General features: G+C 41.6%; 18 protein-coding genes. 9 read left to right on the top strand and 9 right to left on the bottom strand.

Annotated elements, in window-relative coordinates:
* Nucleotides 1–6: 6 nt before the first annotated feature.
* Nucleotides 7–2,529 carry an EAL domain-containing protein gene (locus W03_RS09395; protein WP_244072707.1) on the bottom strand — a complete coding sequence of 841 codons (2,523 nt, stop codon included), beginning with the start codon at nt 2,527–2,529 and terminating at the stop codon, nt 7–9.
* Nucleotides 2,530–2,737: 208 nt separating this feature from the next.
* On the opposite strand from W03_RS09395, the gene W03_RS09390 reads away from it, so the two are divergent.
* Nucleotides 2,738–4,105 carry an OmpP1/FadL family transporter gene (locus W03_RS09390; protein ID WP_244072706.1) on the top strand — a complete coding sequence of 456 codons (1,368 nt, stop codon included), beginning with the start codon at nt 2,738–2,740 and terminating at the stop codon, nt 4,103–4,105.
* A 264-nt stretch (nt 4,106–4,369) separates the two neighbouring features.
* Nucleotides 4,370–5,296, top strand: a complete 927-nt coding sequence (locus W03_RS09385) for a DUF808 domain-containing protein (protein WP_244072705.1) — start codon at nt 4,370–4,372, stop codon at nt 5,294–5,296.
* A 156-nt stretch (nt 5,297–5,452) separates the two neighbouring features.
* Here W03_RS09385 and W03_RS09380 read toward each other — a convergent pair whose 3' ends face one another.
* From W03_RS09380 to W03_RS09360, 5 genes are all read right to left on the bottom strand, one after another.
* On the bottom strand, nt 5,453–5,872 hold the full coding sequence (locus W03_RS09380) for a YidB family protein (RefSeq protein WP_244072704.1): 420 nt from the start codon (nt 5,870–5,872) through the stop codon (nt 5,453–5,455).
* 246 nt (nt 5,873–6,118) lie between these two features.
* Nucleotides 6,119–6,892, bottom strand: coding sequence for a 16S rRNA (adenine(1518)-N(6)/adenine(1519)-N(6))-dimethyltransferase RsmA (gene rsmA, locus W03_RS09375; protein ID WP_244072703.1), 774 nt, complete (start codon nt 6,890–6,892; stop codon nt 6,119–6,121).
* Nucleotides 6,893–7,882, bottom strand: coding sequence for a 4-hydroxythreonine-4-phosphate dehydrogenase PdxA (pdxA, locus tag W03_RS09370; protein WP_244072702.1), 990 nt, complete (start codon nt 7,880–7,882; stop codon nt 6,893–6,895).
* Entirely contained in the window at nt 7,882–9,237 is a 1,356-nt protein-coding gene (locus W03_RS09365) for a peptidylprolyl isomerase (protein WP_244072701.1), read from the bottom strand. Before W03_RS09365 ends, pdxA begins: the two co-directional genes overlap by 1 nt.
* 48 nt (nt 9,238–9,285) lie before the next feature.
* Nucleotides 9,286–11,487: an LPS-assembly protein LptD gene (locus W03_RS09360; protein ID WP_244072700.1), complete on the bottom strand. Its 2,202-nt coding sequence runs from the start codon at nt 11,485–11,487 to the stop codon at nt 9,286–9,288.
* 399 nt (nt 11,488–11,886) lie between these two features.
* Here W03_RS09360 and W03_RS09355 point away from each other — a divergent pair, with 399 nt between their 5' ends.
* The 6 genes from W03_RS09355 to W03_RS09330 all read left to right on the top strand — a co-directional run bounded on the left by W03_RS09355 (nt 11,887) and on the right by W03_RS09330 (nt 19,061).
* On the top strand, nt 11,887–13,812 hold the full coding sequence (locus tag W03_RS09355; protein ID WP_244072699.1) for an ATP-dependent DNA helicase: 1,926 nt from the start codon (nt 11,887–11,889) through the stop codon (nt 13,810–13,812).
* Nucleotides 13,813–13,889: 77 nt separating this feature from the next.
* A complete protein-coding gene (locus W03_RS09350; RefSeq protein ID WP_244072698.1) occupies nt 13,890–14,315 on the top strand; it encodes a hypothetical protein in 426 nt (141 codons plus the stop codon).
* A 56-nt stretch (nt 14,316–14,371) separates the two neighbouring features.
* The gene (locus W03_RS09345; RefSeq protein ID WP_244072697.1) at nt 14,372–14,713 is read left to right on the top strand and encodes a cupin domain-containing protein; all 342 of its coding nucleotides are present in this window, start codon (nt 14,372–14,374) and stop codon (nt 14,711–14,713) included.
* Between the two features lie 36 nt (nt 14,714–14,749).
* Nucleotides 14,750–15,106 carry an arsenate reductase family protein gene (locus tag W03_RS09340; RefSeq protein ID WP_244072696.1) on the top strand — a complete coding sequence of 119 codons (357 nt, stop codon included), beginning with the start codon at nt 14,750–14,752 and terminating at the stop codon, nt 15,104–15,106.
* A 213-nt stretch (nt 15,107–15,319) separates the two neighbouring features.
* Nucleotides 15,320–17,833, top strand: coding sequence for a 3-hydroxyacyl-CoA dehydrogenase/enoyl-CoA hydratase family protein (locus W03_RS09335; RefSeq protein ID WP_244072695.1), 2,514 nt, complete (start codon nt 15,320–15,322; stop codon nt 17,831–17,833).
* Between the two features lie 28 nt (nt 17,834–17,861).
* Entirely contained in the window at nt 17,862–19,061 is a 1,200-nt protein-coding gene (locus W03_RS09330) for an acetyl-CoA C-acyltransferase (protein ID WP_244072694.1), read from the top strand.
* Nucleotides 19,062–19,296: 235 nt separating this feature from the next.
* Here W03_RS09330 and W03_RS09325 read toward each other — a convergent pair whose 3' ends face one another.
* Together W03_RS09325 and miaA are read right to left on the bottom strand one after the other, a co-directional pair.
* Nucleotides 19,297–20,253 (bottom strand): hypothetical protein, encoded by a 957-nt coding sequence (locus tag W03_RS09325; protein WP_244072693.1) that lies wholly within the window; start codon nt 20,251–20,253, stop codon nt 19,297–19,299.
* Nucleotides 20,254–20,408: 155 nt separating this feature from the next.
* A complete protein-coding gene (gene miaA, locus W03_RS09320; protein ID WP_244072692.1) occupies nt 20,409–21,371 on the bottom strand; it encodes a tRNA (adenosine(37)-N6)-dimethylallyltransferase MiaA in 963 nt (320 codons plus the stop codon).
* Nucleotides 21,372–21,606: 235 nt separating this feature from the next.
* Between miaA and W03_RS09315 the strand changes: the two genes are divergently transcribed.
* Nucleotides 21,607–21,762, top strand: a complete 156-nt coding sequence (locus tag W03_RS09315; protein ID WP_244073727.1) for a DUF2909 domain-containing protein — start codon at nt 21,607–21,609, stop codon at nt 21,760–21,762.
* Here W03_RS09315 and W03_RS09310 read toward each other — a convergent pair.
* Entirely contained in the window at nt 21,691–21,855 is a 165-nt protein-coding gene (locus W03_RS09310) for a hypothetical protein (RefSeq protein WP_244073752.1), read from the bottom strand. The two genes, W03_RS09315 and W03_RS09310, sit on opposite strands and share 72 nt — an antisense overlap.

Below are 21,855 nucleotides of genomic sequence, written 5' to 3'. Positions count from 1 at the left end.
TACCAACTAGTGAATTATGTATTGTTTTTGCGGAGCTGCTGAGGAGAATAGGTATGGCTTAGCTAAACCAAATCCTTGTACATAGTCGATACCAATTTCCTCGAGTAACTGTAGTGTTTGAATATCTTCAACCCATTCTGCGATGGTTTCTAATTTCATGTGATGTGCAATGTGATTGATTGATTCGATCATGGCTCGATCAATTGTATCATTGCGGAGGTTTCTAATAAGCTGACCATTAATTTTTAAGTAATCGATAGGAATATTCTTTAAATAACTGAAAGAAGATGGATTACCACCAAAATCATCCATCGAGAAATGACAACCTAAATTTTTGAGTGCACCAATAAACTCTACTGCGCGTTGTAAATCGGCAAGTGCAATATTCTCCGTAATTTCAAAGCAAATATTCGAAGCATGGAAAGTTTGTTGATTAAGGTGGTTGACAACATAATCTAGAAAGTTTTCATTATTAAGGGCATGTGCAGATAGATTGATAACATACAGTCCTCTTGATTGTTGTTTAAGTCGAATATTGATGAGCTCTAGCGATTCTTTAATGACCCAACGATCGATTTCTAGCATTTGGTGATAGCGTTCAGCTACGGGTAAGAAAGAATTTGGTAGGATTAATTGATTTTTCTCGCCATAAAGCCGCACTAAAATTTCACCATGCTCCTTCAAGTTACTGGAATGGGAAATGGCAACAATTGGTTGGAAGTAAAGACATAAATTCTGATTTGTTATGGCACTCTGGATACGTGGTAGCCATTGAGCTTCATTATTGTCCTGTGCCGTAAAATCCTCTTCGCGATAGATCTGTACTTGATTCCGACCTTGGTTTTTAGCAGCCATACAAGCATTATCGGCAGCATTCAAAACATCTTCTAATGCCTGATTGGCGCGATTAATTGAATAGAGGCCAATGCTGACACCGATGGAGAAAGTTTTATCGTGCCATTGAAAACGAAAATCCTGTACTAATTCCCGTAAAGTATTTGCAACTTGTAAAGCTTCTTCTTCAGGGCAGTGCTCTAGAATAACACCGAATTCATCACCGCCCAGTCGCGCAAGCGTGTCTCTGGTGCGTAATTTAGAGTTTAACAGCGCGGTGACCTGTCGTAGTAAATCATCGCCTGCACTATGTCCACAAGTGTCGTTGATGGTCTTAAATTGATCCAAATCTAGGAATAACAGTGCATGAACATCATACTGGCGAAATGATTTGAGTATTTTTCTTAAGCGCTTCTCAAATTCACCGCGATTTAACAAACCGGTTAGAGAGTCATGCGTGACTTGATAAGTAAGTTTGTCGGTTAGTTTACGTTGTTCAGTTACATCGCGAAAAATCAATACGCTACCGATGATTTGGTTTTGGTGGTCACGTATCGGCGCCACCGAGTAATCAATGATGAATTCATGTTTGTCCCTACGTGTCAGTATACATTCCCGATTCTTTTTGGATTTGCCTGTCCCGGTTGAAGATAAATCAATAAAGAGTGGATTTCCAATAACATTCTGATTGATGATATCCTTAACTCGGAATATTTCTTGTATCGGAATACCATGAACCTTATCACTATTCCATCCGGTGTATATTTCTGCGATTGGATTGAGATAGTTGATTCGATCCATTGCATCTGTTGTGATGACGGCATCGCCAATACTGGCTAGAGTAACTTGGAACAATTCTTTTTCGCGATACAAGCGGTCATTTGATAGAGCTAATTCGGCTGTTCGTTCTAGAATACGTTGTTCGAGTTCGAGTTTTGATGCTTGCAATGCGTGTTGCGTAAGATTTTTTTCGGTAATCTGGGTTTGTAATTCTGAGTTTACAGTGTTCTGTAATTTATGTGCTTGTTGTAAATGATTAATCAAATCATGATTTTCAAATCGAAGATTTAATGAATCAATGATGGTTTGATACAGTCGACGTGATATGCACCACATCAAAAAAGCGAAAAGCAAAACGGTAGTGCCAATTACGATGTGATCATGATTCGGATGAGTGAATATGCGATAAGTATAAGGCGCGATAGCAGGAATTGTGAATAGCAAAAAGGCACCGGGGTATGAAGATAAAGCAGCCATTGCGCCCGCAATCATTCCTCCCAGGATGTAGGCAAGAAGCAGCTGATTCCGCATATCGTCTGAAACAAAGAAAGCTCCTCCAGCGATACCCCAAAGAATTCCAGATAGCCCTACGCCGACAAGAAAATAATTACCCCACTGAAGAGATGCTGCATTGTCGGGATTCTTGTGAAAATAAGTAGCTGCTAGTAAGAATCGGGCGAAAGTTAGTAAACAAATCGCGGAAAACCAGCCCAGTAATATCGGCTGAGAAATGTGATCCCATAAAATGAAAGCGTAGGCAAAAGATATCAATAACGAGGCTGCTAGCGCCTTATTTGTTTGAAAATAGAGTAATTTGATTTGCTCTGCAAGCACTGCATTGGAATGATTAGACCGATCAGATAAGTGATTTTTATCCAGGTGATTTAGATCTGATTGTTTTTCTTCAGCCTTCATTTCAAGTCTGGATTGAGTTTATATGATAATTTCCGTAGGAATCTAAATATACTTAATTGATAAAAATATCTTCCAAATCATTTTATTGAGTGTTTAAATAGTTATCTTTCCGATTGCATAATCAGATTATACCCGTAGAGAAAAACAGATAATAAAAAACACGGATCTTTCTTTATTTGACGGTGTGAAATTTTTATCAGGAATAGCAATGATTCAACCGTACCGTGCCATTATATATTATTGGCATAGAATATTTAATTTCCTGGGCTGTATCTTACTTTGGCCGGCAATGTCGGCGTTCGGTAGTGGTATTGCGCTGATGGAACAAAGTGCTAAGGAAATGGGTCAAGCGTTTTCTGGTGCGCCGACTAATTTTAGTGATGCCAGTACAGTATTTTTTAATCCTGCCGCGATGAGTCAAAGCGAAAGTAGGCTACTTTCGGTCGCGGGTTATGTGATTGCGCCATCAGTTAATTTTCACAATGATAGTTCACATTTTGGTTCCGCTTCTCGTAGTTTCCCGTTACTAGGCAATGATGGTGGAAATGCTGGGAATTGGGCTTTTATTCCCAATATGTATTATGTGCATCCATTGACTAATCGGATAACACTTGGGTTCGGGGTCAATACATTATTTGGTATGAAGAATAGCTACAATTCCGATTGGAAAGGGCGATATCAGGCATTGGATTCCGAACTGAAGCACATCAATTTTAATCCCTCGGTTGCGTTTAAAGTAACAGAAAAGTTTTCATTGGGAGTTGGTTTTAATGTGCAATATATGCAAACGACATTGACCAACGCGATAGATTTCGGCGCAATATGCGTGCAATTCAGAAATCCTTCTGAGTGTTTCAGTCAAGGCGCGCTGCCACAATTAAATGATGGGCATGTTTCTTTGAAAGGCGATAGTGTCGGCTTTGGTTATAATTTTGGGGCTTTTTATGCACTTACTCAGAATTTTCGTCTGGGTGCCAGTTATCGTTCCCGAGTATCACATGATGTGCATAGCAAAGTAGACTTCTCGGTTCCAGATAATGCTGCCATGTTTACACGAGGAGGTCAGTTCATTGATACTCACGCAAAGGCTTCCGTAACATTACCCGATAATGTGCTATTTGGTTTTTCCTATCGTATTACACCGCATTGGACTTTGTCGGCCGATGCTTTGTGGACGCACTGGAGTTTAATACGTGAGCTGAGAACAGATTTTGCATCAATACAACCGGATGATACATTAACATTAAATTGGCGTGATACTTGGCGGTATGCATTCGGCGCTAATTATCAATCAGAATCGAATAAATGGGCATTGCGTAGTGGCTTTGCATATGATCAAAGTCCAGTTTCTGGAGCGCAACTCCGATCTCCTAGGATTCCGGATGGTGATAGGTATTGGCTGACCTTTGGTTTTACTTACGCGCTTTCTCAAAATATTCACATTCATGGTGCTTATGCGCATTTATTTGTGGGTGATTTGGCAATAAATAAGCAAGGTGTAAGTGCCGATACTTTGGTTGGCCACTATTCAGAGCAGCTCAATATTGGTGGCTTGCAGCTTGATTGGCGCTTTTAGTAATCGGTGTTGATTACAAGGGCAATTTTTGCTAACGCTAATCTTTATGAGCCACCACATTGGTGAATATATAGCGCGATTGATGTGATTCTTTATTGAATAGATCAGCTATTTGAATTGTTGCCAGGAAGTTGCCATAAGATATGGCATGCGTATAATCCCGAACGTTCAGATTGGTATGCGTTGTGCTGTTCAGTCTTGATATTAAAATAAATTCTTCTGCTATTTGATTATAATCAATAATTTTATGGTGTTTATATAATTATGGCTGTTGCAGGCTTATTAGCTCTCCTGGATGATATTGCCAGTGTATTGGATGATGTGGCCGCATTGAGTAAACTGGCTGCGAAAAAAACTACTGGCGTATTGGGCGACGATCTTGCCTTGAATGCGCAGCAAATTACAGGTGTGCAGGCCAACAGAGAATTACCAGTGATTTGGGCAGTTGCTAAGGGATCTATTTTAAATAAGGCCATTTTGGTTCCTGCTGCATTGTTAGTTAGTGCCTTTGTGCCGTGGTTGGTGGTGCCTTTGTTGATGATGGGGGGTATTTTTTTATGCTATGAAGGTTTTGAGAAGTTAGCGCACCGTTTCTTACGCGATCAAAAAGAAGCGATAGAGGAGAAAGACCAGTTACCGCATATCTTAGATCCAACGGCCGATTTGGCGTCTTTTGAACAAGATAAAATCAAAGGTGCGATTCGGACAGATTTTATTTTGTCGGCTGAAATTATTGTCATTAGTTTAAGTGTCGTAGCTACTGAGACATTAATGGTACGTATAGGCGTATTGAGTGCGATTGCATTGTTTATGACGGTAATAGTCTATGGATTCGTCGCTTTCATTATCAAAATGGATGATTTTGGTTTGTGGTTGCAACATAGCCGTTCGATTATTCTCAGAGCTATTGGAAGATCGATATTGCAGATAGCCCCCTGGTTAATGCGTTTTCTTTCAATTATTGGGACTGCAGCTATGTTTCTGGTTGGTGGCGGAATTTTAGTACATGGGATACCTGATTTAACAAGTTGGCTGGATGCATTAGCACAAAATTCGAATGGTGATTTTGTAAAAAATCTGATTAAGATGCTGGGTAACGCGTTCGTTGGAGTTACTGCTGGTGGCGTGACCTTACTGGTAACAATATCCATTCAGAAGATTATGGGCAGAAAATCTACTGCTCTGCACTGATATAAGCGGGCTTGCTTGCAGGCCCGTTGAAAAACTATTTGCGTTGCTGTTACTTAAAAGGTTCAAGATATTCATGCGTTGAGTATAGACTCTCATTTTTCTCTTGTATCGGTTACATTCAATGCGTTTTCCAACGGCCTATTGAAACATCAGAAACTAGAACAGCTTTTTAATTTTGTCGAGTAAGCTGGTGGTATCTGTAGATTTGATATCCAACAGTTTACCGTCACTGCTGAATTTATCGACTAAATTTGGAATGGCTTTTGCAAGCATTTCTTTTGCTTCAGTGATTTCCATTTTTAAAGAGTTTGCAAAGGCTTTTAATTTTTCGGTATCAAAAACCTCATCAATATGTTGAGCAGTAATAGGCTTGTTTTCTCCATTACTCAACCAAGATGAAACTGTCTCGGATAAATTCGCTTTTTTAAACTTCTCTACCAAGCCATTTAGATCGATTGAGTCTGAAGTTTCAGAAACCAAGCTTTTAAATGTGTTAGCAACATCTTGTGCATCAATCTTACCGTCATTGTTAGTATCGGTAACGAATTTACTGGCAATCTTTTCAAAAAGATCCATATTTGTATTCCTTTTCGATAAAAGTTTCTTTATTTCTAGTTGTTATAAAAATCTAATTTCCTCGATATGAAGTCATTAAATATGCAAGCGCTATAAACAGCTTAAACTACGGAAACTGATTTAGCTGCTGGTTAGTTTATCACAATCAATCCCGCTTGGTAATATCAGGGGAAAATAAATAATTATTATATTCAATGAGATATGTTGTTGTGCTGTGATTGGCGCCTAAATAATCGAATGCGAATTCTATTTTCTAGAGTAGCAAAGGTTTGTAATCGTGACAAAATTTTCTACCGATAAATTTTCTGCGCGCATTCTTGAATCGATGCCAATTTTATTGAAATCATTAGCAGCCAAATATTGCTGAAGCGTGTTTCTCAATGTTTTGCGACGTTGAGAAAACGCTGCTAAAACAATTTGCGAGAATAATAGCTCATTGTGAGCGTTTTTATTTTTTCGGGGTCGAGGAATCATTTCGATGATAGCGGAATCGACTTTAGGTGCTGGTGAAAATGATTGCGGTGGCACGTTGAAAACATGTGTCATATTAAAGTGGTATTGCATCATTACTGAAAGGCGACTGTAATCCGATACTCCAGGTTTCGCAGTTAAGCGCTGCACTACTTCTTTTTGCAGCATAAAATGCATATCGAGAATGTTTTCTGAATATTGACTTAGGTGGAATAACAAAGGCGTCGAAATATTGTAAGGCAAGTTTCCAACGGTGCGAAGTTGACTACCCAGGGATGAGAAATCAAACTTAAGGGCATCAATTGCATAAATGGTCAGTTTATCCGGAGAAAATAGTGTTTTGAGTCGCGCAACGATATCGCGATCAATTTCGATCACAGATAGATGATTAAGGCGTTGTAACAGTGGATTGGTTAGTGCGCCTAGTCCAGGGCCAATCTCAATCATACGGTCGTCTTTTTGTGGATTAATCTCGGCAACAATGTTAGCGATGATGTATGGGTCGATTAGAAAATTCTGACCAAAACGTTTACGTGGGATATGCTGCATTTAAGCAAACTGAATATTGGCAAGCTCAATGGCCATATTGATTGCAGCGATTAAGCTGCCATGGTGTGCTTGTCCTGTTCCGGCTAAATCCAAAGCTGTGCCGTGATCGACTGATGTGCGAATAATTGGGAGTCCTAAAGTAACGTTAATACCACCACCGAAGCTTGCGTGTTTAAGTACCGGTAATCCTTGGTCATGGTACATGGTAAAAATGCAATCATATTGATTCAGTTGTGAGGGATTGAAAAGTGTATCTGCAGGAATGGGACCGATTAAACGCATACCTTCGGCATTTAATTTCTCTATTGACGGGATAATGATATCAATCTCTTCGCGGCCCAAATGACCTGACTCTCCTGCATGTGGGTTGAGCCCCGCGACGGCAATGCGTGGTTTGCTGATTTTAAAGCGATCGATCAAGTCCTGATGAATAATGCGTAGTTTATTTTCGATAAGTTGAGGTGTAATCGCAGCTGCTACATCTTTGAGGGGTATGTGAGTGGTCGCAATTGTGACACGCATATTGCCACCTATTAACATCATTACGACAGGGCTTCGCGTAGCTTCCGCTAAGTATTCGGTATGTCCGGTAAACGTAATGCCGGCATCATTGATGATACCTTTGTGAACGGGGGCAGTTACCATGGCATCGAATTGGCCCGATTGGCATCCCGCGATTGCAATATCGAGTGTTTTTAGTACGTATTGTGCATTGTGCGAGTTTAACTTTCCGGGTAATGCCGGCTGTGACAATGGAATGTGCAATACATTCAAGCTACCTGGCTTGTGTATGTCGCTATGAATGGAAGCATCTTGAATTTGTATCGGTAACTTAAGTTGCTGCGCGCGAATTTGCAATAATTCCCGATCCGCAATAATCACTAATTTACATGCAATGGATTGCTGTGCAATTTGTATGCATAAATCAGGACCAATACCGGCAGGTTCACCTGCAGTCAAGGCCAACGTTGGCAATCGATCTGGTCTCACTAATCGTCGTCTTCCAGGCGTAATTCAATATACGCTTGATCGCGTAGTTGTGTTATCCATTCTTGAATGACTACGTCGGATTTGCGGGCACGTATTGCTTGGCGAGCTGCTTGTTTGCGTCGCTCGATACTAATGTCTTGAGTACGGCGTTCGATTACTTGAATCAAATGCCAACCAAATTGTGATTTAACCGGTTCGCTGATTTGACCTGGCGCCAAGGCATTCATGGCTTGTTCAAAAGCGGGTACGGTATCGCCTGGAGATAGCCAGCCAAGACTTCCGCCGGAATTATTACTGGCATCCTCCGAGTAAAGTTTGGCAAGTTCTTCAAAGTTCTCGCCTTTATCAAGGCGTTCTTTTAGTTTGACGATCTTAAGCTTTGCATCAGCATCGGAATTTAACTCATTAATTTTTATTAATATATGCCGTGCTTGTGTCTGATCTATAATCACTGTGGGTACTTCTTGTGTACGGCGATCCACCAATTTGAAAATATGAAAGCCAGCCGGACTCTGGATGATTTGTGTCAAATCACCCGGCTGAAGCGTACCAAGCAATTCAACGAATTGTGGGCCTAATTGTGATGCAGGTCGCCAATCGACAATTCCACCTTGTGCTGCATCAGCTGCATCGGAAAATTCTGACGCAACTCTAGAAAAATCGACACCTTCTTTTAATTTCTCATAAGCTAAATCTGCACGCTCTTTTCTTTGTTGAATTTGTGCACTGTTCATGTTTTCAGACATTGCTATCAGGATATGCCCAAGGCGGTATTCATCACTGCCAATCGATGAGGTATCTTGCGTCCGAAGAAAATTCTCGACTTCTCCATCGGTAACATTGACTTGTGCTTTTGTTTCACGGTCTCTGAGGCGTGAAATAATCATTTCATCACGTATTTCCTGTCGAAATTTTTCTATGCCGATACCATCTTTCTCGAGTACTCTTGAGAATTCGGGTAAGGACATTTTGTTTTCATCAGCAATGCGATTAATTGTTTCATCGAGTTCATTGTCATTGATGTCTAATCCTGTTTCTTTCGCATGTTGTAGTTGAATACGTTTAGTAATGATTGTTTCGAGAACTTGGTTGTGGAGTGGTTTCGGGTCGTCGGGTATGTGAACTCCTTGCGATTGCAGCCGTTTAGTGGCAGTTTTGATAGCGTCTGTGAGTTCTTTTTCGGTAATCACGTCTTCATTGACTACTGCAATAATGCGATTAAGAGGTTTGCTGACCTGTGTATCGGTAGGAATGTCTTGTGCGACGGAATCAGAAAGTGTTTCTTGTGCGCTTATCAAGTGGGGCGCTAACAATGCGACCAATAGAAGAAGATGAAAATGATTTCTTCGATGCATGTTTGATAAGGCTAGGTAAATAAGCGTAATAAGAGCGTGTTATCTTAATTAATAAATGCTGGTATAACCAGGAATGGTGCTTTGCAATACTTGTAGCGGATTGTTGCCAATTCCCATCAAACCTTTTAATTCCAACTGTACAAAAAAAGCAGTGGTGGTAGTTTGTGTTGCAGTTGTTATGCGTTGCATGACGAGCCGTAGAGCCCAACAGCACGAATTATATTCAATACCGGCAAGCCCCGCTAGAACCCTATCATCTCTTAGCGAGTAATTGATGCGTGCGACGCCGTGCAAATTAGGGATAATAGGCCATTGAATCGATGAATCAACTTGCTCCAAAACATGACGTGTAAACCGATAGCCAAAATTGAGAACTTTCCCAGGTTCGGGTTGATAACTCAAGCCCGAGCGAACTTTCTGAATTTCCAGTCCCTTTTCATGCATCTGAATGTTAGCGTCAGTACTCAATTGCGGTGTTAATCGTCCAGAAATGGCAGCGACAAAATCGGATTTTCCGCTTGTGACTTGGGGTTCTAAAAACTTTACCTTAGGATCATTAAAGTTAAATACTTGACCGACAGCGAGTCTGAGTCGCTCGATACCGGTCTCTTGTTCCACAAAGCGAGTTGTTAATGCAGCGGTTAATCGGTTTGCGTCATTAATACGGTCACTACCACTGAAACGGTTTTCTTGCAGTATCTGTGCAAAATTAAAGTCATTGATTGCCGAATCAAAGACGGGAAGATATTTTTGATTACTATAGGGAATGTATGCATAGAACAATCGTGGTTCCAATGTTTGTGTGAATTTGATGCCACTCATTTGGGTTGGTCGCTCAAATGTTGTTCCACTATCCACACTAAAAATGGGTAGAGCGCGATCATGATTTGTACCCCTGTTTTCATAGCCTTGAACAGGATGCGATAGACTGTAATGTGTGTAGTGAAAGCCGATTTTGGGTTTGATAAAACCATATTCATTTTGCAACGGCATACTGACGTGTGGGTTAATTACAAAGCGTTGTCCATCGGGTAGAAATTTGGTTGATTCTACGGTTCGTATTGCATGATGCTCAAAATTTCCCCAGCTGCTATTTAAGCCAAACTCAAGCAACCCCCCAAAACTGGGTTTGTTGGCCGCCAAAGATAAGTAAGGCAGGCGTGCATAGGGTGAGGTAAATAATGGTATTCTGTCCTGAATGGTCTGGAAACGTTGAACCAGCGCGTCGAAACTGATCGTGCCATCAAGGCCTAAGCGACCATTATAGGATGTAGCTGCCATTTGGGAGAGGTTGGTCAAACTGGTTTGAGAAAGATTGGGCGTCAATTCTCGAAAATATTGATCGTCGGAAACTCGATTGTAATTGAGTATCCCTTGCCATCCTCTGCCGAAGTTTTGTGTATGTGTGAACAAAACACCCCAGCGGGTTTTGTTGGTGTTGATATCCATCGGAAGAATATCAAAAAGTAAGTTCCCATACATCTTTTCTCCCATATAACGCAACTCGTTGCTTAGCATAAAGCCACGCATGGTCATTACACGGGGGGCTACGGTTGCATCGATATTAGGGGCGATATTCAAATAAATAGGTAACGCCGTATCAAATCCAGTATGAACATTATAGCCCAATAAAGGAGTCAGTAAGCCAGTTTTACGCTTGCCACTATAAGAGAAATCCAGCCATGGGGAATACAAAATCGGTGTGTTTTTGAACACAATGCTGACGTTACGGGCTGTACCAACTTCATTGTTGTGATCAATTTTTAAGCTGCTCGCACGAATATACCAATCGTGATTGCCTTCAGGGCAAGTGGTATAATTGGTTTTTTCGATGCGATATTGATCTTTACCTTCAAAAAAAAGTATTTCCCCTGCTCCCCGACCTTTGCCAGTTTTTATGTAATACTTTGGGTCGGACATATGACCTTCATTGGTTTGTAGATTGAGTTTTAAGTGATCGCCCGTGATAATTTCTTTTACTCTATCCAGATAAATATTTCCTTCGACTTCTGTTTCTTCGGTTTTTTGAAAGTATTTCATGCGATCAGCGACTAAAATGTCGTTGCCGTGCCGTAATTCGGCATTTCCGCTTGCTTCTACCTCTTGTTTGTAATATCCGCTAATATTATCCGCTTCAATATAAACTGGCTTTCTTTGTGGTTTAACGGTCGCTTTTGATTTTTCGTCCAATTCGGAAGATTGAGTGGCTGGCAACTCATCACTTAATCCAGTCAGTGGAAGCAGGCACAATAGCAGTAAAATGCAACTATTCTGGAAAAGCTGCCTATTGAAAAATATAGAGAAGATGGGATGGCAATCAGATAGATTTTCAGACTTGAGCAAAGTAATTTTCCTAGTTCTGTTTTACTTTCAATCAAGGAGCTTTATCGGCGGCTGAATAATTACACATTTGAGACGGAGTTCATCTAATCTAATACCTTCATTATAAGCATGAGGGAGAATACATCAAAATTGAATCGCATTCTTTCTAATTCTAAAAAAATGTGACGACATTATAATTGTAAATCTATATGCATTCATTAAGATATTGTTTATTTGCGCTCACTCATTATTAAATTGTTTCTCTTTTGACGAATCATCGTTTTTTCAATCATCAATGTCCAGGATTAATCGCGCTATTACACACCTATGTTTGATATGGAATCAATTTTTTCAGAAGACGGTGCTCTCTCAAGCTATATTAAAGAATTTCACGCACGCCGCCAGCAATTGGAAATGGCGAATGTTATTGACAATGCGATTAACAAGCGACAAATTCTGGTGGCAGAAGCGGGTACAGGAACGGGGAAAACACTCGCTTATCTAGTTCCCGCTTTGCTCAATGGTGGTAAAGTGATTATCTCCACAGGAACCAAAACATTACAAGACCAGCTTTTCAGAAGAGATATTCCAAACGTGCGAGCAGCACTAAAAACCCCGGTTACGGTTGCTTTATTGAAAGGTCGTGCTAATTATATCTGTCACTATCATTTGGAAAAGAGTTTGCAGGATGATCGTACCAGTTTTACGACACGTGAAGATATTCGATATCTACAATCCATCGAGCGTTATGCTCGTGTCAGCCAGACTGGTGATAAAAGTGAATTAAGTGAAATTCCAGAAAATGCATCCATATGGCAAATGGTAACTTCAACGCGAGACAATTGCCTCGGTGCAGAATGCTCAAATTTCAAGAATTGTTTTGTCATGGAGGCGCGAAAACAAGCTTTATCAGCAGATGTTGTGGTAGTCAATCATCATTTATTCTTTGCGGACGTAATGTTGCGTGATGAAGGTTTGAATGAATTACTGCCGGCATGCAATACGGTTATTTTTGATGAGGCGCACCAATTACCAGAAACTGCCAGTCTATTTTTTGGTGAATCGGTTAGTACAGGTCAATTATTGGAATTAGTGCGCGACACTAAAGTTGAGGCTGTTGAAGCAGCAAGAGATTTTCAAGCGCTTTCATTGATGAATGCAGGTTTCGAAAAAAGCGTACGCGATTTTCGCTTAACTATCCCAGAAGAAAACATCCGTTTATCGCAATCAATGCTAGGAAAAAATAAAAATTTTAACTATGCGCTCAATAACGCTATCGATCAATTAATTGAATTGGTTAAGTTTTTAGAAAATCAGGCCGAACGCTCAGAAGGATTAAAAAATTGCTGGCAACGTGCAGCCGATCACTTGCATTTTATGCAGCGGTGGCGTGACGAACAGTCATCACAAAGTGAGATACGTTGGATTGAGGTTTTTCATCAAGCGCTACAATTAAACATAACGCCATTATCCGTTGCGGATATTTTCCAAAAGCAACTCAGCGAGACGGCAAGAGCTTGGATTTTTGTTTCAGCTACCTTGTCCGTTAAGCAGAATTTCGCGCACTACATCGCAGAAATGGGGTTGGCTTCAGCGCATACCGCATACTGGGAGAGTCCTTATAATTACCCTGAACAAGCGCTGTTGTATGTGCCAACAGGGTTGTCGGAGCCTAATCATCCAAGCTATATTGATCAGGTGGTTCAGGCAGCATTGCCGGTATTGCGTGCCAGTAGCGGTCGAGCTTTCTTTTTATGTACTAGTTTGCGCGCAATGCAGCGTATTTATGAATTGCTGCAAGCTGCTGAAGCATTGGATTATCCTTTGTTGCTACAGGGCCAAGGCTCGCGGTCCTATATTTTAGAGAAATTTCGGGAATTGAAAAATGCTATCTTGATTGGCAGTCAATCTTTTTGGGAAGGTGTTGATGTGCGGGGAGAAGCGCTTTCATTAGTCATTATTGATAAACTGCCCTTTGCGCCGCCTGATGACCCCGTGTTATCAGCTCGAATTGAAAAGATCAATCTTGAAGGGAGAAATGCTTTTATTGAATACCAATTACCACGTGCGGTGATTAATTTAAAGCAAGGTGCTGGGCGGTTGATTCGAGATGAAACAGATCGAGGGGTACTGATGATTTGTGATCCTCGTTTAATTACTAAAGCCTACGGTAAGCAGATATGGCAAAGCTTGCCGCCCATGAAGCGTACACGCGAATTATCAGAAATTGAGAATTTTTTTGCTAACAGGTGATTGTGTTACCATCCTGGATACTTTAAGTGAAGCTATCGGCAGATTAAACGAGGAATAATTTGAATTGAATAAATACTATGACAGATCACGAAAATAAACTTCGGAAAAGAATGTTAATACTAAATGTATTAAGCTTGTTAGGGCTGCTGCTTTTTGTTACTTCTGTGGCATACGCGCAGCAGCATCCTTTGGCAGGCGGTGGCAGTGCTAAGGATTTTATTTTGAAGAGCGCTTTGAATGCAGGAAGAATGCATCAATTTATTGAGCGATGTGGAGCTTCAAGTGAAGTGCTCGTCGCATATAAAGAAAGTTTTGATGCGAATATGGCGGGTGGCGAGAAAACCTATCGCGAGCTCGGAATTAATATTCAAGCCGAGTTTGATAAAGGGCGAGGAGAAGGGGATAGCGAGTTTGTTAAAATTGCTAATGATCAGAGTCGCGATGCAATGTGTAACGAAGCCATTGGTGCTGTTACTCGGTTGATTAACAAAAGCGAAAAATAAAAGTAAGAAACATCTGCTGATGTTTTGATACTATTAGAAATATTTAGGGAAATCGAATGAAAGCGGCTATTGCGGAGCTTTTAAATAAAATTCCGGGTAAAGCGAGTGACGAATGGCCAATGGGTGAGCCGTTTGCGCTGGCATTCGCTCATGGTTCCATGTCTGTTGAGATTTATACGCCTAAAGAAACAGATATCCAGACTCCTCATGATCAGGATGAGTTATATTTTATTTATTCTGGCCAGGGTGAGTTGGTTATTGCTGGGGAGCGGCATTTATTTGCACCGGGAATGGTATTCTTCGTTGCTGCGCATGTTGAGCATCGATTTGAAAATTTTTCTTCCGATTTCATCACATGGGTAGTTTTTTGGGGACCTAAGGGCGGAGAAGATCCTTGACTGACAATTCGCTCGTAATTGCTTACTAACTTCGTTATGGTGATTCTGCTGTATGGTTACAAAAAGTGTTCGAATTGCCGCAAGGCCGAGCAATATTTACGGCAAAATAAGCTGGCCTACGAATTTATCGACATTACAGAGAGTCCTCCCAATGCGGCTCAGGTGGCTAGAATTTCGGCTCTGGCTAATGTATTACCGCAAAAAATGCTTAACACAAGCGGAGAACAATATCGTCAGCTTAATGTTAAGCAATTACTTCCTACACTGACCCCTCAAGAAATATTCAATTTGCTGGAAACGAATGGTCGTTTGATCAAACGACCATTATTAACGGATGGGAAACGCGCAACAGTAGGATTTAATGCGGAACAATTTTTAGCAATATGGCAGTGATAAATTTTTCTGCTTTGTGTTGGTAGCGCTTAAGTTCGCTTTTTTCAGAAGATTGCTGGCGATATCGATTGCTTTACGTTATATTTCTAATCTAAGACGGCAATTTCATTATCAGTAAAATGACATGTGCTGGTACGTATAGTGTTCTCTATTTCTGGATTACGATCGTAGTAGAGATCTGTTCAACGACTGAATCAAGCAGGAGAAGCGAAATTGAATAATCAACGCTTTATTATCCGAAAAGTGGCCGTATTAGGTGCCGGCGTCATGGGTGCGCAAATTGCAGCGCATTTGGTTAATGCCAATATTGAAACGCTGTTGTTTGAATTGCCGGGGGATGAAAAGAATCCGAATGCCAATGTACTCAAGGCAATAGAAAAACTGGACAAACAAAAGCCCGCGCCTTTATCAGTCAAAAGCAAAGCCAGGTCCATTCGTCCCGCCAATTATGAGCAAGACTTGGGATTGCTTAAAGAGTGTGATTTGGTGATAGAAGCTATTGCCGAGCGTATGGATTGGAAGCGTGATCTGTATACTAAAGTCGCACCACATTTGAGCGAGCAAACTATTTTTGCATCCAATACTTCGGGGCTTTCAATCAACCAGTTGGCCGAAGCTTTTCCTGAAAAGCTGCGACATCGTTTTTGTGGCGTACATTTTTTTAATCCGCCGCGTTATATGTATTTGGTGGAACTCATTCCATGCCAATCAAGTGATGCCAGTGTTCTGGATCATCTGGAGGCCTTTCTGGTGACTTATCTCGGAAAAGGTATCGTTCGTGCCAAAGATACACCGAATTTCATTTCTAATCGCATTGGTGTGTTTTCATTATTAGCGACCATGCATCATGCGAAAGAATTTGGTTTTGGTTTCGATGAGGTTGATGCATTGACCGGCACGCTGATCGGACGACCGAAAAGTGCCACGTTTCGTACAGCCGATGTGGTTGGGCTCGATACTTTAGCGCATGTGGTTAATACTATGCGCGATGCACTACCGAATGATCCTTGGCATCGCTATTTTGAAGTACCCAATTGGATGCAAGGCTTGATTGATTCCGGTGCGTTGGGGGAGAAAGCTAAGCGCGGCGTTTACCAAAAAATAAATGGCGAGATTCATGTGTTTGATTTAGCCACACAAGGCTATCGGTTATCGGAAGGCAAAGTGGATGAAGATATCAAACACTTATTGAAATTTAGCGGTCCGGTAGAAAAATTTACTGTATTGCGTACTGCCGAAAAGCAACAAGCTCGGTTCCTTTGGGCGGTTTTCCGGGATTTATTCCATTATTGCGCAGTACAATTGGAAGATATTGCAGACAATACTAGAGATCTTGATTTGGCCGTGAGATGGGGGTTCGGTTGGAATCAAGGACCCTTTGAAATATGGCAAGCTGCGGGTTGGAAGCAAATCGTCGAGTGGGTCGAGCAAGATATCGCCTCAGTGAAAAGTATGAGTTCTACGCCGTTACCGCAATGGGTATATAAAATCGCGCAAAGTAGTATGCAAAGCGTACATACACCACAAGGCTCTTATGCGCCAGCTTTCGACCAATTGCAGCCCCGCTCAAGACTGCCGGTTTATCGGCGCCAGCTTTTTCCGGACCGTCTCGTCGGAGAAGCAACGGAATATGGTAAAACGATTTTTGAAAATAACGCAGTTCGAATGTGGCATCTGGATGATGCTGATCAAGTCGCCATTCTAAGCTTCAACACCAAAATGCATACCATCGGCATTGAAGTAATGCAAAGCATACAAGAAGCCATTACAGAAGCCGAAAAGAACTGGCGCGCATTGGTGATTTGGCAAACAGAACCACCATTTTCTGCGGGCGCCAATTTACAAAAAGCGACTGAAAAATCAAAACCGTCAGGTTATCGACCTGCGCCGCCGTCAGTGTTCCAGCAATTTTTCAAAAAATTTATAAAAACTACGCAAAAGACGATACTAAAAGCTGCGCGTGAATTGGATATGGCTGACGCATTGATGGCCAGTAAGTTGAATGAAGTCAGCCGCATGGTTCGACAATTTCACCAAACGTCATTAGCACTGCGTTATTCTATGATTCCGACGATTGCAGCGGTGGATGGCTTGGCTTTGGGAGGTGGATGCGAATTTGTCATGCATTGTGATCGGGCTGTGGCAACGATGGAAAGCTATATCGGTCTAGTTGAAGCAGGCGTTGGTTTGTTACCAGCCGGCGGTGGGTGTAAGGAATTTGCGCTTAAGGCTGCGCGAAATGCGGTTGATGGGGATCCTTTTCCACGGTTAAAAAACTATTTCCAAACAATAGCAATGGCCGAATTGGCGAAAAGTGCAGAGCAAGCGAAAGAGCTTGGATATCTACGTCATTCCGATACCATTGTGATGAATCGTTTTGAATTGCTGCATGTTGCCAAAGCGCAAGCATCAGCAATGGCAGAAACTGGCTATCGTCCACCGCTGCGCGTACGAGAAATTCCAGTTGCAGGCAATACTGGTATTGCAACCATACAAGCACAACTCGTTAATTTGTTTGAAGGCCAGTTTATTTCAGAACACGATTATTTGATCGGTAAAAAAATTGCATATGTCATGTGTGGAGGTGATTTAACGCCTGGTAGTTTGGTGGATGAAGAGTGGTTTCTTGAGTTGGAGCACGCTGCTTTCATGGAGTTGATAGCAACCGAAAAAACACAGCAACGCATTGAGCATACCCTCAAAACTGGTAAACCATTACGAAATTGATTAATCTTCCCGATTCTCGGAGACTTTCATGAGCAAACAAACTGAAGAAGCCTATATCGTAGCCGCTACCCGTACACCGGTTGGTAAAGCGCCGCGAGGTATGTTTAGAAATGTACGTCCGGACGATATGCTGGTGCATGTGCTGCAAACAGTCATGAAACAATGTGAGGGACTCGATCCCGCTGCGATTGATGATGTAATCGTTGGTTGTGCCATGCCAGAGGCAGAGCAAGGAATCAATGTCGCTCGTGTCGCATTACTGTTGGCAGGTTTTCCAAATAGTGTTTCTGGTATGACCGTTAATCGGTTCTGTGCTTCGGGCTTGCAATCGGTGGCTTTGGCTGCTGATCGAATTCGTCTTGGAGAAGCGGATGTTATGATCGCAGCTGGTACAGAAAGTATGAGTATGGTACCCATGATGGGCAATAAAATAGCAATTAATCCGGCTATTTTTACAAACCAGGAACATGTCGCAATAGCATATGGTATGGGAATGACGGGTGAAAAAGTCGCCGAGCAATGGCATGTTTCCCGCGAAGCTCAGGATGAATTTGCTTTGACGAGCCATCAACGTGCGTTGCGAGCTATCGGTTCAGGTGAATTTAAACAAGAAATATCTCCCTACCAAGTAATAGAAGAAAGACCTGATTTAGAAACCGATAAGGTTCTAGAGCAAGAATCGCTGAAGGATACGGACGAGGGGCCGCGCGCTGATACTAGCCTTGAAGTTCTAGCGAAATTACGGCCGGTTTTTTCTGCCAAAGGTTCGGTGACGGCGGGAAACAGTTCGCAAATGTCAGATGGTGCGGGTGCAGTCGTACTCATGAATGAAAAAGCAATGCAGCGCTTTAATTTGTCCCCTTTAGCTCGTTTTGTTGGTTTTTCGGTAGCCGGTGTGCCACCTGAAATTATGGGGGTTGGTCCGATCAAGGCCATTCCCAAGGTGTTGGCGCAAACCAATATGAAGCAGGATGATTTAGACTGGATCGAATTGAATGAGGCATTTGCCGCGCAGAGTCTTGCGGTCATTAGTGATCTGGGCTTGGATCGTGAAAAAGTTAATCCATTGGGAGGAGCAATTGCGTTAGGTCACCCATTGGGCGCAACCGGTGCTATCCGCGTGGCGACTTTATTGCACGGTTTGCGCCGTCATCATAAAAAATACGGTATGGTGACAATGTGCATCGGAAGCGGTATGGGTGCCGCTGGCATATTTGAATCGTTGTAGCCTTTATTTGTTTTTTAAGAATCTTGTAAGTTTTGAAAAATGAATTCTGAATTATTTGGTTTGTTAGCTATGCTGCCTTTCGTTTTGTTAGGATGCGGAAGTATTTCATGCAGGGCAAGTGCGAACATTAAAATGTGGCAAGATATTTTTAATAATCTTCACTAATAGCTATGATTAGAGCAGCTCGCTGATAGAAGTAGCTTCATTTATCGCTAGCCGTGTGGTGGCAAAGCTGTCAGTTTTTTACATTATAATATTCCGCGATATTCGCAAGGAAGTCAGCAACTGACCGGATGTTTCTCGCTCCGGTAAAGTATTTTCCATTTTCAATCATATCGCCCCACAAGAACGTGCCAAACCCGCCGATCTTATCGGATGCTTGTAGAACCCAAGCATAAAATCCTAATTGCTTGAGTAATCTATCGATATCGTTTGGGCCTTCATCCATTAGGAAGGAACCAGGAACCAAGAATAACTTGCGATTGATTGGTTTCCGAGATTCCAGTGCAAGCATGGCATCCCATACCCAAGTTCCGTATTCAATTTGATTGCGATAGCCATACTCATGTGATCCGCAGGAATCAATGTCGCCGTAACAATCGAAACCCAAGAATTCCGCATCATCAAGCATAATTACGTGATTATGAGGTCGCTGTTGTTTTTGTATGGCTAATTCTGCCCATGACTCTATATGCATGATTCCTGAGCCTGGAAATCTTTGCCGTAGTAATTTACCGACTTTACGGAAGGTTGCTAATGTTTTAGCGTAGTTGTTAGTAATCTCATTGCAAGCGGCAGGTTGATTTTTTTCTTTGCAGGTGGATCTAATTATCCATAAGGGTTCATCAATTAAAAATAAAAACTCATGATTGTGAATATCAGCTTTCTCGATTGCTTGGATGATGCTATTTACATTGTGTCGGTATAGTCCAGTTTCAGAGTTAAGCAATAGATGACTAATACTAATCACAGGTAAAAGCCGACTGTCATTCCTATTGAGATATTCAGTAATATCATCGATAGTATTGGGTGCAAATCCAAATGCATTGGTATGCGGAATAACTTCATTGATTTGAGAGCTATCCGTTAAGACAGTACCAAAAATTTTAGAATCTCGATGGAAGTAATCTGCCTCAGCATGAATAGATGTCATCCATAAGATGGCGACTAAAGCTACTATTTGCTTCATCATGGCTCCTCATTGTTTTTTAGGAAATTGCTACAGCAATGAGGGATGCTATTGATATAACACCCTATAATCTGTGAGAGATCTCACACTAATAAGAGAATTAGGATTTTATGCCGCCCGAATGGTTGGAGTATGCCTTGTTATATTGGTTACTTCTGTCAGCGGAGTTGAATTCTGTCGATTTGGGTGGTCAAGAAATGGATTACTTGTTGTGAGAGCTGAGAAGATAAGCAGTCAAATGTTTGTATAGGATATTGCTTGTTTAAGCTACGCAACCATGTTAGTTGTCGCTTTGCTAATTGGCGTGTGGCAGCGATTCCTTTGTCATGCAGCTCATTTCGGCTGATTTGATTGTTCAGAAAAAGCCAGGTTTGACGATATCCGACACATCGCATGGAGGGGTGTTGTGTATCGAGTTCAGGAAAGCGTTTGCGAAGTAAGGATACTTCTTCAACTAATCCGCTGCTTAGCATGTTCTGAAAACGTTTTGCGATACGATGATGCAATTCACTTCGATTGTCAGGTATCAACGCAATCTGAATCGGATGGTAGGGGAAGTCGACTGAAGGTTGAGAAGCTTGTATGATTTCAGATAGGGGCTTATCCGTTAGCAAGCAAATTTCTAATGCGCGTTGGATGCGTTGACTGTCGGTTGGTTGGATTCGTTTGGCAGTTTCCAGATCAAGCTGTAGAAGTTTCTGGTGCATAGCGGGCCAACCAACCACTGATGCTTCTTTTTCAAGCATTGAGCGCAAATTCTTATCTGCCGAGGGTAATTCAGAGAGACCTTCCAGTAGCGCTTTAAAGTACAACATCGTGCCGCCAACTAGCAGGGGTATTTTATGGCGCGCAGTAATGTCTTGCATCAATGCTAATGCGTTCTGACGAAATTGAGCGACTGAGTAGTGCTGCACCGGATCGATGATATCGGTAAGATGATGCGGGATTTGCTGCAATATGAGAGAGCTAGGCTTGGCGGTGCCTATATCCATATAACGATAGATTTGTGCAGAATCCACATTAATAATTTCAACCGGGAAGTGTGTTGTAATCTCTAAGGCAATCTGGCTTTTGCCGCTGGCGGTGGGACCCATTAGAAAGATAGCGGGTGATAAATGCATAAAGAGTGAATGGGTTTGGGAGTCAATTCATTCGGATAATCGCAGATTGTACTATCGAATGGTCGGTATTTTTAGCACGAAATGCAATCTCGGAAATTGATTCTGTTATGTTTTGAGATAAAAGTAGTCATTGGACAAATGCTTAAACTCGGCTACACTTCAAGTAGGTGAATTTTGATAGGGATCAATTTTGAAAATTTTTGCTATTGTTGTTTTTCTATTTATTGTGTACAGCATGGCTTCTGCACTTTACTACATGTACAAGGATAAAGGTCACTCCACGCGCATGGTCAGATCACTGAGCATCCGTATCGGTTTGTCATTTTTCTTGTTTATTGTCATGATGATCGCTCATCGATTGGAGATGACTTCCAATTCCAGTTACTGGTAAAGCTATTGCAGTTACTTCTGTTGTATAAGCAAGCACCTCAGTCATCGTGCGCTCCGGTATTGCGAATAGACTATCTAAAGATGTAGTCATCAT

Source organism: Nitrosomonas sp. PY1 (assembly GCF_022836435.1).
Classification (GTDB): Bacteria; Pseudomonadota; Gammaproteobacteria; order Burkholderiales; family Nitrosomonadaceae; genus Nitrosomonas.
This window is presented reverse-complemented; position numbering and strand designations above follow the sequence as displayed.